At 58.7% G+C, this 14,816-nt stretch carries 12 protein-coding genes; 8 read left to right on the top strand and 4 right to left on the bottom strand.

The window, feature by feature from the left end; all coding sequences use genetic code 11:
• Positions 1-123: 123 nt before the first annotated feature.
• Together mutS and fdxA are read left to right on the top strand one after the other, a co-directional pair.
• A complete protein-coding gene (gene mutS / locus E1K68_RS06600; RefSeq protein ID WP_212614874.1) occupies positions 124-2,703 on the top strand; it encodes a DNA mismatch repair protein MutS in 2,580 nt (859 codons plus the stop codon).
• Positions 2,704-2,845: 142 nt separating this feature from the next.
• Positions 2,846-3,169: a ferredoxin FdxA gene (gene fdxA / locus E1K68_RS06595; protein ID WP_014717148.1), complete on the top strand. Its 324-nt coding sequence runs from the start codon at positions 2,846-2,848 to the stop codon at positions 3,167-3,169.
• Positions 3,170-3,691: 522 nt separating this feature from the next.
• On the opposite strand, the gene apbC is transcribed toward fdxA, so the two are convergent.
• On the bottom strand, positions 3,692-4,786 hold the full coding sequence (gene apbC / locus E1K68_RS06590) for an iron-sulfur cluster carrier protein ApbC (protein WP_034135812.1): 1,095 nt from the start codon (positions 4,784-4,786) through the stop codon (positions 3,692-3,694).
• A 172-nt stretch (positions 4,787-4,958) separates the two neighbouring features.
• On the opposite strand from apbC, the gene metG reads away from it, so the two are divergent.
• From metG to E1K68_RS06570, 4 genes are all read left to right on the top strand, one after another.
• A complete protein-coding gene (gene metG / locus E1K68_RS06585; protein WP_034135813.1) occupies positions 4,959-7,010 on the top strand; it encodes a methionine--tRNA ligase in 2,052 nt (683 codons plus the stop codon).
• 87 nt (positions 7,011-7,097) lie between these two features.
• Positions 7,098-8,066, top strand: coding sequence for an electron transport complex subunit RsxB (gene rsxB / locus E1K68_RS06580; protein WP_212613888.1), 969 nt, complete (start codon positions 7,098-7,100; stop codon positions 8,064-8,066).
• Positions 8,067-8,126: 60 nt separating this feature from the next.
• On the top strand, positions 8,127-8,765 hold the full coding sequence (gene nth, locus E1K68_RS06575) for an endonuclease III (RefSeq protein WP_003188989.1): 639 nt from the start codon (positions 8,127-8,129) through the stop codon (positions 8,763-8,765).
• A 107-nt stretch (positions 8,766-8,872) separates the two neighbouring features.
• Positions 8,873-9,055: a hypothetical protein gene (locus E1K68_RS06570; RefSeq protein ID WP_003188987.1), complete on the top strand. Its 183-nt coding sequence runs from the start codon at positions 8,873-8,875 to the stop codon at positions 9,053-9,055.
• Positions 9,056-9,138: 83 nt separating this feature from the next.
• On the opposite strand, the gene E1K68_RS06565 is transcribed toward E1K68_RS06570, so the two are convergent.
• The 3 genes from E1K68_RS06565 to E1K68_RS06555 all read right to left on the bottom strand — a co-directional run bounded on the left by E1K68_RS06565 (position 9,139) and on the right by E1K68_RS06555 (position 12,652).
• On the bottom strand, positions 9,139-9,771 hold the full coding sequence (locus tag E1K68_RS06565; protein WP_003188986.1) for a response regulator transcription factor: 633 nt from the start codon (positions 9,769-9,771) through the stop codon (positions 9,139-9,141).
• A 625-nt stretch (positions 9,772-10,396) separates the two neighbouring features.
• Positions 10,397-11,614, bottom strand: coding sequence for an argininosuccinate synthase (locus E1K68_RS06560; RefSeq protein WP_003188984.1), 1,218 nt, complete (start codon positions 11,612-11,614; stop codon positions 10,397-10,399).
• 129 nt (positions 11,615-11,743) lie between these two features.
• Positions 11,744-12,652, bottom strand: a complete 909-nt coding sequence (locus E1K68_RS06555; protein ID WP_003188982.1) for an OmpA family protein — start codon at positions 12,650-12,652, stop codon at positions 11,744-11,746.
• A 156-nt stretch (positions 12,653-12,808) separates the two neighbouring features.
• Between E1K68_RS06555 and pyrC the strand changes: the two genes are divergently transcribed.
• Together pyrC and rnt are read left to right on the top strand one after the other, a co-directional pair.
• Positions 12,809-13,855 (top strand): dihydroorotase, encoded by a 1,047-nt coding sequence (pyrC, locus tag E1K68_RS06550; protein WP_032893318.1) that lies wholly within the window; start codon positions 12,809-12,811, stop codon positions 13,853-13,855.
• Positions 13,852-14,523: a ribonuclease T gene (gene rnt, locus E1K68_RS06545; RefSeq protein ID WP_003188980.1), complete on the top strand. Its 672-nt coding sequence runs from the start codon at positions 13,852-13,854 to the stop codon at positions 14,521-14,523. The genes pyrC and rnt overlap by 4 nt, the downstream gene beginning before the upstream one ends.
• The last annotated feature ends 293 nt before the right edge of the window (positions 14,524-14,816 follow it).

Raw genomic sequence — 14,816 nt, 5'->3', positions numbered from 1 at the left:
TCTTTTATGCATACGTCCAACCAAGCGGTGGCGCGGCCCCCATCAAAATTCTAACTGATGAAATGCCCCATTTTCGCCCAAGACCTCTGAACAGATAGCGCTAAGTCACTGATGAATAAAGCAATTTCCGATCTCTCCTCCCACACCCCGATGATGCAGCAGTACTGGCGCCTGAAAAACCAGCACCCTGATCAGTTGATGTTCTATCGCATGGGCGACTTCTACGAGATCTTCTATGAAGACGCGAAGAAGGCCGCCAAGCTGCTGGACATCACCCTGACCGCGCGCGGGCAGTCGGCGGGGCAGTCGATTCCGATGTGTGGGATTCCTTATCACTCGCTGGAAGGCTACCTGGTCAAGCTGGTGAAGCTGGGCGAGTCGGTGGTGATCTGTGAGCAGATCGGCGACCCGGCCACGAGTAAAGGGCCGGTGGAACGCCAGGTGGTGCGCATTATTACGCCGGGTACGGTGAGTGATGAGGCGTTGCTGGATGAGCGTCGCGATAACCTGATTGCGGCGGTGTTGGGCGATGAGCGTTTGTTCGGCCTGTCGGTGCTGGATATCACCAGCGGCAATTTCAGCGTGCTGGAGATCAAGGGCTGGGAGAACCTGCTGGCGGAACTTGAGCGTATCAACCCGGTGGAGTTGTTGATCCCGGATGATTGGCCCAAGGACTTGCCGGCGGAGAAACGTCGTGGGACCAAGCGGCGTGCACCATGGGATTTCGAGCGCGATTCGGCGCTGAAAAGTCTGTGCCAGCAGTTCTCGGTGCAGGACCTTAAAGGCTTCGGTTGCGAAACGCTGACCCTGGCCATCGGCGCTGCTGGCTGCCTGCTCAGCTACGCGAAGGAAACCCAGCGCACCGCCCTGCCGCACTTGCGCAGCCTGCGTCATGAACGGCTGGACGATACCGTGGTGCTCGATGGCGCCAGCCGTCGAAACCTGGAATTGGATACCAACCTGGCCGGCGGGCGCGATAACACCCTGCAATCGGTGGTCGACCGTTGCCAGACTGCAATGGGCAGCCGCTTACTGACCCGTTGGCTGAACCGTCCGCTGCAGGACTTGACCGTGCTGCAAGCGCGTCAAACCTCTATTACCTGCCTGCTCGACGGCTACCGCTTCGAAAAGCTGCAGCCGCAACTGAAAGAAATCGGTGATATCGAGCGTATCCTCGCGCGAATCGGCCTGCGCAATGCGCGGCCCCGCGACCTGGCGCGCCTGCGTGATGCCTTGAGCGCCCTGCCGCAGTTGCAACTGGCAATGACGGAGTTGGATACGCCGCACCTGCAACAGCTGGCGGTGACTGCCGGCACGTACCCGGACCTCGCGGCGCTGCTGGAAAAAGCCATCATCGACAACCCACCCGCGATCATCCGTGACGGCGGCGTGTTGAAAACCGGCTACGACAGCGAGCTGGATGAGCTGCAGTCCCTGAGCGAAAACGCCGGGCAGTTCCTGATTGACCTGGAAGCCCGCGAAAAAGCCCGCACCGGCTTGGCGAACCTTAAGGTCGGTTACAACCGTGTCCACGGTTACTTTATTGAGCTGCCGAGCAAGCAAGCCGAGTCTGCGCCTATCGACTATCAACGTCGCCAGACCCTCAAGGGCGCCGAGCGTTTTATCACCCCCGAGCTCAAAGCATTCGAAGACAAGGCGCTGTCGGCCAAAAGCCGCGCCCTGGCGCGGGAAAAGATGCTCTACGAAGCCTTGCTCGAGGACTTGATCAGCCGCCTGGCGCCGTTGCAAGACACCGCCGCCGCCCTGGCGGAGCTGGATGTGTTGAGCAACCTCGCCGAACGTGCGCTGAACCTGGACCTCAATTGCCCACGGTTTGTCAGCGAACCGTGCATGCGCATCGTGCAAGGTCGTCACCCGGTGGTGGAGCAAGTGCTGACCACGCCGTTCGTCGCCAATGACCTGTCGCTGGACGACGATACCCGCATGCTGGTGATCACCGGTCCGAACATGGGCGGTAAATCCACCTACATGCGTCAGACCGCGTTGATCGTGCTGTTGGCGCATATCGGCAGCTTCGTACCGGCAGCCAGTTGCGAGTTGTCCCTGGTGGACCGCATTTTCACGCGGATCGGCTCCAGCGATGACCTGGCCGGTGGCCGTTCGACCTTTATGGTGGAAATGAGCGAGACCGCCAACATCCTACACAACGCCACCGAGCGCAGCCTGGTGCTGATGGACGAAGTGGGCCGCGGCACCAGCACCTTCGACGGCCTGTCCCTGGCCTGGGCGGCGGCTGAACGCTTGGCGCATTTGCGTGCGTACACGTTGTTTGCCACGCACTACTTCGAGCTGACGGTGCTGCCGGAAAGCGAGCCGCTGGTGGCCAACGTGCATCTCAATGCCACCGAGCACAACGAGCGCATCGTGTTCCTGCACCATGTGCTGCCAGGGCCGGCAAGCCAGAGCTACGGCCTGGCCGTAGCGCAATTGGCCGGAGTGCCGAACGAGGTGATCACCCGCGCCCGTGAACACTTAAGCCGCCTGGAAACCACGGCGCTGCCCCATGAAACCGTGGTCGCCAGCCCGGCCAAGGCCAGCAAGAAACCTGCCGCGCCGCATCAGAGCGATATGTTCGCCAGCCTGCCCCATCCGGTGCTGGATGAGTTGGCAAAGCTTGACCTGGATGACTTGACGCCGCGTAAAGCGCTCGAAATGTTATATGCACTGAAGACTCGGATATAACGCAGACGCTTGCAAGCTGATAGAATCTCGCGCGGTTTGGGATGCTGCGGGCTTTTAGCCTGGTCCGCAGACTATCGCTCTCAAACCTCGCGAACCCCACCATAAGGGGTTTCGCTGCCGCCGCCTGAGGAGAAAATTAGAAATGACCTTCGTCGTCACCGACAACTGCATCAAGTGCAAGTACACCGACTGCGTAGAAGTCTGTCCGGTGGACTGCTTCTACGAAGGCCCGAATTTCCTGGTTATCCACCCGGATGAGTGCATCGACTGCGCCCTGTGTGAACCAGAATGCCCGGCCGTCGCGATTTTCTCCGAGGACGAAGTGCCTGCGGGCATGGAGCAATTCATTCAGTTGAACGTCGAGTTGGCAGACATCTGGCCAAACATCACTGAGCGCAAAGATCCGATGCCGGACGCCGCCGAATGGGATGGCAAGCCCAACAAGATTGAGCAACTAGAGCGCTAAAGCGCCACTGCCCAACAAAAAAAGGCCCTTGAGGGCCTTTTTTGCGTTCGGGTGCCTGGGTTCACTTTTCTACAGGCAAAAAAAGGGGCGGTATGACCCGCCCACATTTTTTCCCTAGTCCCTGTATTCCTTTTCATCATCCTGATGAATCGCATCCTGCGACGTTCCTTCAAACCATCGTTCCTTGATGGCTGTGCCAATCCGTGGACACAGGGCTGATGTTAGAGCGTTCCGAGGGAAGTTCAACGCGATGCCCTCAGCGGTCTGACAAACTCTACCGCTCTCACTCGCGAAAATAATCGTTATCTTTCAATAAGATAGATAATAGCTTCGTCATTTCAAGACGTACGCAACAGCCAAAAAAACCAAACACTTACGAAAAAGTAAGCGAATGCTTACACGCGCATTACGCAAAGTAGCAACAAGCCCTATTCACACCCCACCTGTAGGAGCGAGCTCGCTCGCGAAAAACCCGAGAGCACCACGGGTCGTCAGGCTTTTCGCGTATCCGTTACAGCCTAATCAATCGTCGCTCACGGTAATGGTCGGCATCGCCGGTGCCGTCGCTTCCTGCAAGACAATCCGCGCACCGACATGACGGGCCAACTCCTGATAGATCATCGCAATCTGCCCATCAGCCTCGGCCGCGACGGTAGGTTTGCCACCATCGGCCTGCTCACGAATCTCCATCGCCAATGGCAACGATGCCAGCAGTTCAACGCCATACTGAGTAGCGAGCTTCTCGCCCCCGCCCTCACCGAACAGATGCTCGGCATGCCCGCAGTTGGAACAGATATGCACCGCCATGTTTTCCACCACGCCCAGCACCGGGATGTTGACCTTGCGGAACATCTCCACACCTTTCCTGGCGTCCAGCAACGCCAGGTCCTGAGGCGTGGTGACGATCACCGCACCGGCCACCGGCACTTTCTGCGCCAGGGTCAACTGGATGTCACCGGTGCCTGGCGGCATGTCGATCACCAGGTAGTCGAGGTCACCCCACGCCGTTTGTGTGACCAATTGCAGCAACGCGCCGGAGACCATCGGCCCGCGCCAGACCATCGGCGTGTTGTCATCGGTGAGAAACGCCATGGACATCACTTCCACACCCAGCGACTCGATGGGCACAAACCATTTCTGATCCTTGACCTTCGGCCGTGTGCCTTCGGCGATGCCGAACATCACGCCCTGGCTCGGCCCGTAGATGTCGGCATCGAGAATGCCCACGCGCGCACCTTCCCGCGCCAGGGCCAGGGCCAGGTTGGCCGCGGTGGTGGATTTACCCACGCCGCCCTTGCCGGACGCCACCGCCACCACATTCTTGACGTTGGCCAGGCCCGGGATCTGCGCCTGGGCCTTGTGCGGCGCGATCACGCATTGGATGTCGACCTTGGCCGAACCCACACCGTCGAGGCCCTCGATGGCCATTTGCAGCATCTGTGCCCAACCGCTTTTGAACAGACCCGCGGCATAACCCAGTTGCAACTGCACCGACACCTGGTCGCCCTGGACCTCGATGGCACGCACACAGCCGGCACTGACCGGGTCCTGGTTCAAATAAGGGTCGGTGTACTGGCGAAGAACGGCTTCCACCGCTGCGCGATTGACGGCGCTCATGGGCTACTCCCGAAAAAAGACTGACTGAAACAGGCGGCTATCCTAACCGTTCCAGCCGCTGAACGGCATGCTTTCGAAGGCGTGGAAGATTCTGAAACAGCGTCACGGGGTGAAATAAATTTCCCGGCGCTTTATAGTGGCCGACCTCCGTTTCATCAAGTAGCCGAGCCCCATGTCCGAGCCACGCAAGATCCTCGTCACCAGCGCCCTGCCCTATGCCAATGGTTCGATCCATCTTGGCCATATGCTTGAGTACATCCAGACCGATATGTGGGTGCGCTTCCAGAAGCATCGCGGCAATCAATGCATTTATGTCTGCGCGGACGACGCCCACGGTTCGGCCATCATGTTGCGCGCCGAAAAGGAAGGCATCACCCCAGAACAACTGATCGCCAATGTGCAGGCTGAACACAGCGCCGACTTTGCCGAGTTCCTGGTGGACTTCGACAATTTCCACTCGACCCACTCCGAAGAAAACCGCGAGCTGTCGAGCCAGATCTACCTGAGGTTGAAAGAAGCCGGGCACATCGACCAACGTTCGGTGACCCAGTATTTCGACCCGGAAAAGAAAATGTTCCTGGCCGACCGTTTCATCAAGGGCACCTGCCCGAAATGCGGCACCGAAGACCAGTACGGCGACAACTGCGAAAAATGCGGCGCGACCTACGCACCGACCGACTTGAAGGATCCCAAGTCAGCGATCTCCGGCGCCACGCCGGTGCTCAAGGACTCGCAGCACTTCTTCTTCAAGCTGCCGGATTTCCAGCAAATGCTGCAAACCTGGACGCGTAGCGGCACCTTACAGGACGCTGTGGCCAACAAACTCTCCGAATGGCTCGACAGTGGCCTGCAGCAGTGGGACATCTCCCGCGACGCGCCGTACTTCGGCTTCGAGATTCCGGGCGAGCCGGGTAAGTATTTCTATGTATGGCTGGACGCGCCGATCGGCTACATGGCCAGCTTCAAGAACCTGTGCGATCGCACCCCGGAGTTGGACTTCGACGCGTTCTGGGGCAAGGACTCCACCGCCGAGCTGTACCACTTCATCGGCAAGGACATCGTCAACTTCCACGCGCTGTTCTGGCCGGCAATGCTTGAAGGCTCTGGCTACCGCAAGCCGACCGGCATCGCCGTGCACGGCTACCTGACGGTCAACGGCCAGAAAATGTCCAAGTCCCGTGGCACCTTTATCAAGGCGCGCACCTACCTGGACCACCTGTCGCCGGAATACCTGCGCTATTACTACGCGTCCAAGCTGGGCCGTGGTGTGGACGACCTGGACCTGAACCTGGAAGACTTCGTACAGAAGGTCAACTCGGACCTGGTGGGCAAAGTCGTCAACATCGCCAGCCGTTGTGCCGGGTTTATCCACAAGGGCAACGCCGGTGTACTGGTAGCCGAGAACGCCGCACCGGAGTTGACCGACGCCTTCCTGGCCGCCGCACCGAGCATCGCCGACGCTTATGAAGCCCGCGACTTTGCCCGCGCCATGCGCGAGATCATGGGCCTGGCCGACCGCGCCAACGCCTGGATCGCCGACAAGGCGCCTTGGTCCCTGAACAAGCAGGAAGGCAAGGAAGCTGAAGTCCAGGCTATCTGCGCCACCGGGGTCAACCTGTTCCGTCAGTTGGTGATCTTCCTCAAGCCGGTGCTGCCGTTGCTGGCCGCCGATGCCGAGGCGTTCCTCAATGTGGCGCCGTTGAGCTGGAACGATCACACCACCTTGCTCGGTAATCATCAGTTGAACGCGTTCAAGCCCTTGATGACCCGTATTGACCCGGTGAAAGTCCAGGCCATGACCGACGCTTCGAAAGAAGACCTGGTCGCCAGCCAGACCGATACCGGCCAATCCGCGCCGGCGGGCAATGGCGAGCTGGCCAAGGACCCGATTTCCCCGGAAATCGATTTCGACGCCTTTGCCGCCGTGGATTTGCGCGTGGCGCTGATCATCAAGGCCGAAGCCGTGGAAGGCGCCGACAAGCTGCTGCGCCTGACGCTGGATATCGGCGACGAACAGCGCAACGTGTTTTCCGGCATCAAGAGCGCTTACCCGGACCCGTCCAAGCTCGATGGTCGCCTGACCATGATGATCGCCAACCTCAAGCCACGGAAAATGAAGTTCGGCATTTCCGAAGGCATGGTGATGGCGGCCGGCCCTGGCGGCGAAGAAATCTACCTGCTGAGCCCGGACAGCGGCGCGAAGCCGGGCCAACGCATCAAGTAACCTCTGAAAAATGCCCCGCTGTTGCTACGGCGGGGCCTCTCAGCTTGCCCTTCTCCCTGGGCCGGGCGTCAACGCTATGATCACAGCATGAACCTCATTCAACGTATCGACGCGCTGCTGCCGCAGACTCAATGCGGCAAGTGCGGGCACCCGGGTTGCAAACCTTACGCAGAAGGCATCGCTAAAGGCGAAGCCATCAACAAGTGCCCGCCCGGCGGGCAGGAAACCATCGTCGGGCTTGCACAACTGCTGCGCCTGCCGGTACTGGACCTGGACACGAGCCGTGGAGATGCGCCTGCGCAAGTCGCCTATATCCGCGAGGCCGAATGCATCGGTTGTACCAAATGCATCCAGGCCTGCCCGGTGGATGCCATTGTGGGTGCCGCCAAGCTGATGCACACCGTGATTGTCGACGAGTGCACCGGTTGTGACCTGTGTGTTGCGCCCTGCCCTGTCGACTGTATCGAGATGCGTCCGCTTGCTGACGTTCTGCCTATCGTCGGTGACTTGGCCAGCAACGATAATGAACGGCGTGCACGCGACTTCAAACGCAACCGGGCGCGGCGGCGCTTCGAACAACGTAACGCCCGCCTGCAACGTGAAGAGGCTTGCAAGCTCGCCGAACGCCTGGCACGCGCCAAGCGCACAGCGCCGATGGCGGTGGCACCGGTCGATGACTCTCAGGCCGCTCAGGACGCCGCGATCAAACAGGCCAAAACCAACGTCGCCATGAGTCGCGCGCAGTTGCACAAATCCTTGAAAGCGTTTGGGCATCCGCCGACCTTTGAGCAACAGTCGCAATTGATTATGCTGCATCGACAGTTCGAGGCATCCGAGCAGGCGCTTGCCGCACTTGAGGCCAACAGCTCACCGCAGCCACCAAAGACGGCCGCTAAAAGTACCGAGTTCAAGCGCGCAAAGATCCAGTTGGCCATGCGCCGGGCTGCGTTGAAAAAGGCTCAGGATCAGCAAGCTGATGCGCATGAAATCGCAACCTTGAAAGCCGCATTGAACGCCGCCGAGCAAACGCTGCAGGATGCCGAGGCCAACGGCTGACCCACTGCACTGTGTATTGCTAACATCACGCCGACCGCCTGCAAGGAAACGCCTGCCCCTATGAATGCCGCAAAACGCCTGGAAATTTTCCGCAGGTTTCACGAAGACAATCCGGAACCGAAAACCGAATTGGCCTACTCCTCACCGTTCGAGTTACTGATTGCGGTGATCCTCTCGGCTCAATCCACGGACGTTGGCGTCAACAAGGCCACGGCGAAGTTGTACCCCGTGGCCAATACACCCGCCGCGATTTACGCCCTGGGTGTGGAAGGCCTGTCCGAATACATCAAGACCATCGGCCTGTATAACAGCAAGGCCAAGAATGTGATCGAAACATGCCGCCTGCTGTTGGAGCTGCATGGGGGGGAGGTGCCACAAACCCGCGAAGCCCTGGAAGCCTTGCCAGGCGTGGGCCGCAAAACGGCGAACGTGGTGCTCAATACGGCATTCCGGCAGTTGACCATGGCGGTGGACACGCACATTTTCCGCGTCAGCAACCGAACCGGCATTGCACGGGGCAAGAATGTGGTTGAGGTAGAAAAGCAGTTGATGAAGTTCGTGCCCAAGCCCTATTTGCTCGACTCCCATCATTGGCTGATCCTGCACGGACGCTACGTTTGCCAGGCCCGCAAGCCGCGCTGTGGGAGCTGCCGTATCGAAGACTTGTGCGAATACAAGGACAAAACCTCCGACGATTGAGCGATCATTGGTTTTTGTGATCAGACGATTGAAAAAATCTTTTTTACCCGTCCGCGGATTATCGCTATAAGGAGCCCCAACGGCAGTCTTAGCCTGGAGTTGACCTTATGAGCGCTGGCAACGAACAACTGGAAGTGGAAGACGACCTCGTTGAGTCGGATGACGATGTGGTAGAGGCACCGGTGGCAGAGGTGGCCAAGACCAATTTGAGCAAACGCCGCACTATCGACAATCTTCTGGAAGAGCGACGCTTGCAAAAACAGCTGGCCGATTACGACTTCGATTTCTGATCGAGCCGTTGGCGGCCGGAAGCCTCCCTGACGGAGGCTTTTTTCTGCCGGTTACACGGGTATTCAAGGGGTGCAATATCCTCCTAAACCAGGCCGTTGCGCTGGGCCAGTTCGATCAGGTCCACAAGGGACCGGGCATTGAGCTTGAGCAGCAAGCGCGTCTTGTAGGTACTGACGGTTTTGTTGCTGAGGAACATGCCATCGGCAATCTCCTTGTTGGTTTTGCCACGGGCCAGCTGCTGCAGCACCATCATCTCCCGCCCCGATAAGCGTTCGACCATGTCGGCTTCACTGGCATTGCCCATGGTTGAGCGTACCGAATTGAGCGCCTGGTTCGGGAAATAGCTATAGCCGGAAAGCACCGCCTTGATGGCACTGAGCAACTCTGTCAGATCCTGCTGCTTGCACACATAGCCGGCGGCCCCCGCCTGCATGCAGCGCATGGAAAAATGGCCGGGGGCCTGGGACGTCAGCACCAGCACCTTGAACGAGACGGCTTGCTTGGTTGATGCCAGCCGACAAATAACTTCCAGGCCGTCAAGCTTGGGGATTCCGATATCCAGTATCACAATATCCGGCATATGTTCCCGTGCAAGTTGCAACGCATCGACACCGTTATCAGTCTCGGCAACGACCTCATAACCATGACGCTCCATTAGCATGCGCACAGCAAGACGAATGACGGGATGATCATCCACGATCAGCACTTTATTCATGAGAAAGTCCAATTTCGCTGTTCGAATTATTTAGAGCAAACACAATAGCCTAGTCGATTACTAGTTGGCATAGCATTCCCCCCCGAACGAGAGCAGGCAGAGACCCAACCCACAAGAAGATAGGAATTAACCTACAAAAAATCGCCAACTTAGATGCATAGAGCTTTATGGCTGCTTTCAGACCTTTCTCGACGCGTACATATTTTGAGTGAAATATCGTGCCCATTAGCCCCTGAAAGTAAACGTGCCGCACAACACTTTCAGGAAATGCCCCTTGCTTGTCGCCGTGACGCGCACAAATCAATCCGGAACAACCGTTCCCATTAGTTCCATTTAACATATTTCAGCACTTCCAAAATTCCTACAGAAAATTCAACAATTCACATATCCATTGCAACTACATGAGTGAATTTTCTGTCAGACATAGTTCCTCCTCAGATGTAAAAAATCATTCAGACTTAAAAACAAATGACAAAACCGGAAAATAATTGCGCAAGTTACGAAAAAATCCTTAAACACAGGCTAAACATTAATACACGGCTCTGTTTTTAAAGCGCCCATAAAAACCCAGGCAAAAAAAATGGCCTCTTGCGCAAGAGGCCATTTTTCACAACAGGCGCGCGACTCAGAACAACGAGCGGCCCTTGTTGGCAGCAATGCGCATGCGCAGTGCGTTCAACTTGATGAAGCCTGCCGCGTCGGCCTGATTGTAGGCACCGCCGTCTTCTTCGAAGGTGGCGATGTTGGAGTCGAACAGCGACTCATCGGACTTGCGACCGGTGACAATCACGTTGCCCTTGTACAGCTTCAGGCGTACGACACCGTTCACGTGAGCCTGGGAGGCGTCGATCATCTGTTGCAGCATCAGACGCTCTGGGCTCCACCAGTAACCGGTGTAGATCAGGCTCGCGTACTTGGGCATCAGCTCGTCTTTGAGGTGAGCGACTTCGCGGTCCAGGGTGATGGATTCGATGGCGCGGTGCGCGCGCAACATGATGGTGCCGCCTGGGGTTTCGTAGCAGCCACGGGACTTCATGCCCACGTAACGGTTCTCGACGATGTCGAGACGGCCGATACCATGCTGGCCGCCGATACGGTTCAGGGTCGCCAATACGGTGGCCGGGGTCATTTCAACGCCGTCCAGCGCGACGATATCGCCGTTGCGGTAAGTCAGTTCCAGGTACTGCGCCTTGTCTGGAGCGTTCTCCGGGGAGACGGTCCATTTCCACATGTCTTCTTCGTGCTCGGTCCAGGTGTCTTCCAGCACGCCGCCTTCATAGGAAATGTGCAGCAGGTTGGCGTCCATCGAGTACGGCGACTTCTTCTTGCCATGACGCTCGATCGGGATGGCGTGCTTTTCAGCGTAATCCATCAGCTTTTCACGGGACAACAGGTCCCACTCACGCCACGGCGCAATGACTTTCACGCCTGGCTTGAGTGCGTAGGCACCCAGTTCGAAACGGACCTGATCGTTGCCCTTGCCGGTGGCGCCGTGGGAAATGGCGTCGGCACCGGTTTCGTTGGCGATCTCGATCAGGCGCTTGGCGATCAGCGGACGGGCGATGGAGGTACCCAGCAGGTACTCACCTTCATAGACAGTGTTGGCGCGAAACATCGGGAAAACGAAATCGCGGACGAACTCTTCGCGCAGGTCGTCAATGTAGATCTCTTTCACGCCCATGGCTTGCGCCTTGGCACGTGCAGGTTCGACCTCTTCACCCTGACCCAGGTCAGCGGTGAAGGTCACCACTTCACAGTTATAAGTATCCTGCAGCCACTTGAGGATCACCGAAGTGTCCAGGCCGCCGGAATACGCGAGAACGACCTTGTTTACGTCGGCCATGCCATCACTCCACGGGGTTGTACGGAAAGGCGACGATTCTACCGATCAAAACCGCGAAATTACAGGGGCGCGACAGCAAATGAAGATAAAGCGACAGATTATGTCGAGTGGGCGACCGATGGTCGCCTCTTATGAGGTCGCCGCCGGGTTGCTCGGCGCAGTGGCCTGGGGCGCCGGTTTCTCAGGCGTAGCCACGCGCTCAAGCTGAATATTCACACGACGGTTACGCGCACGGTTGGCGGCATTGGTGTTGGGCGCCAAGGGGTAGCTTTCGCCATGGAAGCGCATCGTGATCTGCGATTCCTGGATGCCGTTGGCCTTGAAGTAGTCCATCACCGCCAGGGCACGGCGGCGGGACACGTCGCGGTTGGTCAGACGGTTGCCACTGTTGTCCGAATGGCCGTTCAACTCGACATGATTGACCGTGGGATCGGCTTTCATGAAGGCTAGGATCACGGACAACTTCTTCTTGGCCGCCGCGTCCAGCTCAATGCCGCCACCGGGGAAGCCCACTTCGGTCTGTTTGACCTGGTCGTAATTCATGGGCAGCAGCTTGGTGGTGCACAGCTGATAATCGTTATAGGCCTTGTTGAACTTCACCGGCAGCAGGCGAATTTCCGAGTAACCACCTTCACGCCCGTAATGCCGCACCGTCGGGCTGCGCCCTTCGAGCAAGCCGGTGAACAGGCGACCGGCCTGGGCCTGGGAGCTATTGAACAGCACGTCGCCGCTGCCGACACGCACGGCCCCAAGGTTGATATCACCTCGGCCCGGTTGCCACGGCGCCGCAGCGGCCAACAGGGTTGCCGAGCCGGCGCCGAGGCTGCTGCCATAGGTTTTCAGACGAAACGTCGCCTGTTCGCCGGCCCGGCGTACGAATTCACCGGAACCGAAATCGGTGATCGGCTGGGTCAAGCGGCACTCGAACTGATCGCCCTCTACCTTCCACTCAATATTCTCCAGACGTGTCTGGAACGTGAGGGCCGCCGCAGGCAGGCTGGCGAACACACTGAGCAGGGCTAGATAATACTGGCGCACGGGAGGCTCCATGGGTTTCTACAACACTTCACAGCGTCATACATCGTTAAGGCATACCCGGAGATATCGGTAGCATCCGGCAAAACTTGATAGCGAGTGCCTGCAAGAGTCTTTTCCGGTAGCATTCCCACCAGATTGACCCGCCTGGAATCCCCAATGTCCGACCGCCTGACCCTGCTGCGTCCCGACGACTGGCATATTCATCTTCGCGATGGTGCTGCGTTACCCCAAACCGTGGCCGATGTGGCCCGCACGTTTGGCCGTGCCATCATCATGCCTAACCTGGTACCTCCGGTGCGCAATGCCGCAGAAGCCGACGCCTATCGCCAGCGCATCCTCGCTGCACGACCGGCCGGCAGCCGCTTCGAACCGTTGATGGTGCTCTACCTGACCGACCGCACCCAGCCTGAAGAAATCCGTGAAGCCAAGGCCAGCGGTTATGTGCACGCCGCCAAGCTGTACCCGGCAGGTGCGACCACCAACTCCGATTCCGGTGTAACCAGTATCGACAAGATCTTGCCGGCGATCGAAGCCATGGCGGAGGTCGGCATGCCATTGCTGATCCACGGGGAAGTCACCCGTGGCGACGTGGATGTGTTCGATCGCGAAAAAATCTTCATCGATGAACACATGCGGCGTGTGGTCGAGTTGTTCCCGACGCTCAAAGTGGTGTTTGAACACATCACCACCGCCGATGCCGTGCAGTTTGTCAGTGAGGCGTCGGCCAACGTGGGCGCGACCATCACCGCCCATCACCTGCTCTACAACCGCAACCACATGCTGGTGGGCGGGATTCGGCCGCACTTCTACTGCCTGCCGATCCTCAAGCGCAACACCCATCAGGTAGCCCTGCTGGATGCCGCCACCAGCGGCAGCCCGAAATTCTTCCTCGGTACCGACTCGGCGCCCCACGCCCAGCACGCCAAGGAAGCCGCATGCGGCTGCGCCGGCTGCTACACCGCGTTTGCCGCCATCGAGTTGTACGCCGAAGCATTCGAACAGCGTAACGCGCTGGACAAGCTCGAAGGTTTTGCCAGCCTCAACGGCCCGCGTTTCTACGGCCTGCCGGCGAATACCGACCGCATTACCCTGGTTCGTGAAGACTGGACCGCCCCTGCCAGCCTGCCCTTTGGCGAGCTGACCGTTATCCCGCTGCGCGCCGGTGAAACACTGCGCTGGCGCCTGCTGGAGGAAAGCAAGTGAGTGAAGACCATTACGACGACGAACAAGAGCACGGCGGTGGCGGCTCGCGCCATCCGATGGCCGAGCGTTTTCGCGGCTATCTGCCGGTCGTCATCGACGTAGAAACCGGTGGGTTCAACTGCGCCACCGATGCCTTGCTGGAAATTGCCGCAACCACCATCGGCATGGACGAACAGGGCTTTGTGTACCCGGAGCACACGCATTTCTTTCGCGTAGAACCCTTCGAAGGCGCCAATATCGAAGCCGCTGCCCTGGAGTTCACCGGGATCAAGCTCGACCACCCCCTGCGCATGGCGGTGAGTGAAGAAGCGGCGCTGACCGATATCTTCCGCGGCGTGCGCAAGGCGTTGAAGGCCAATGGCTGCAAACGCGCGATCCTGGTCGGCCACAACAGCAGTTTCGACCTGGGTTTCCTGAACGCCGCCGTGGCGCGGCTGGACATGAAGCGCAACCCATTTCACCCGTTCTCCAGCTTCGACACCGCCACCCTTGCCGGCCTGGCCTACGGTCAGACCGTTCTGGCCAAAGCCTGCCAGGCAGCCGGTATCGACTTTGACGGGCGTGAAGCCCACTCGGCCCGCTACGATACCGAGAAGACCGCCGAGCTGTTCTGCGGCATCGTCAATCGCTGGAAACAGATGGGTGGCTGGGAAGACTTCAACGACTGAGCCCCGATGAGCATAGGTACCTACACAATTTTGTAGGTTGTCGCAGCAGACGCTAACCACGATGCGAAGCGAGCCGCTCTTGATCTTGATCTGCTTATGATCTTGATCTCAGGCGCCCCGTTAAACCACGCTGGCCGAACGCAGGCTTGAATTCGTGGCTAACCCGGCAGGACGCCGGGTTAGCCGCCCCGCGCCATGGATGGCGCGTGGCGGCGGCCCACGGATTCAAGCCTGCGTTCGGGCACACCGAGCCTAAGCGAGGTGCCGAGTGGTGGGGCAAGAGCGTTTTGCTT

It is taken from the genome of Pseudomonas sp. B2021, from assembly GCF_018135665.1.
Taxonomy (GTDB): domain Bacteria; phylum Pseudomonadota; class Gammaproteobacteria; order Pseudomonadales; family Pseudomonadaceae; genus Aquipseudomonas; species Aquipseudomonas lactis.
Note: the sequence above shows the minus strand (reverse complement) of the source record. Positions and strands in the feature narration are given on the sequence as shown.

Bases quoted from the DNA above. Each gene is read 5' to 3' on its own strand.
- fdxA (WP_014717148.1), top strand. From the start codon at position 2,846: ATGACCTTCGTCGTCACCGACAACTGCATCAAGTGCAAGTACACCGAC.
- apbC (WP_034135812.1), bottom strand. From the start codon at position 4,786: ATGAGCGCCGTCAATCGCGCAGCGGTGGAAGCCGTTCTTCGCCAGTAC.
- metG (WP_034135813.1), top strand. From the start codon at position 4,959: ATGTCCGAGCCACGCAAGATCCTCGTCACCAGCGCCCTGCCCTATGCC.
- rsxB (WP_212613888.1), top strand. From the start codon at position 7,098: ATGAACCTCATTCAACGTATCGACGCGCTGCTGCCGCAGACTCAATGC.
- nth (WP_003188989.1), top strand. From the start codon at position 8,127: ATGAATGCCGCAAAACGCCTGGAAATTTTCCGCAGGTTTCACGAAGAC.
- E1K68_RS06570 (WP_003188987.1), top strand. From the start codon at position 8,873: ATGAGCGCTGGCAACGAACAACTGGAAGTGGAAGACGACCTCGTTGAG.
- E1K68_RS06565 (WP_003188986.1), bottom strand. From the start codon at position 9,771: ATGAATAAAGTGCTGATCGTGGATGATCATCCCGTCATTCGTCTTGCT.
- E1K68_RS06560 (WP_003188984.1), bottom strand. From the start codon at position 11,614: ATGGCCGACGTAAACAAGGTCGTTCTCGCGTATTCCGGCGGCCTGGAC.
- pyrC (WP_032893318.1), top strand. From the start codon at position 12,809: ATGTCCGACCGCCTGACCCTGCTGCGTCCCGACGACTGGCATATTCAT.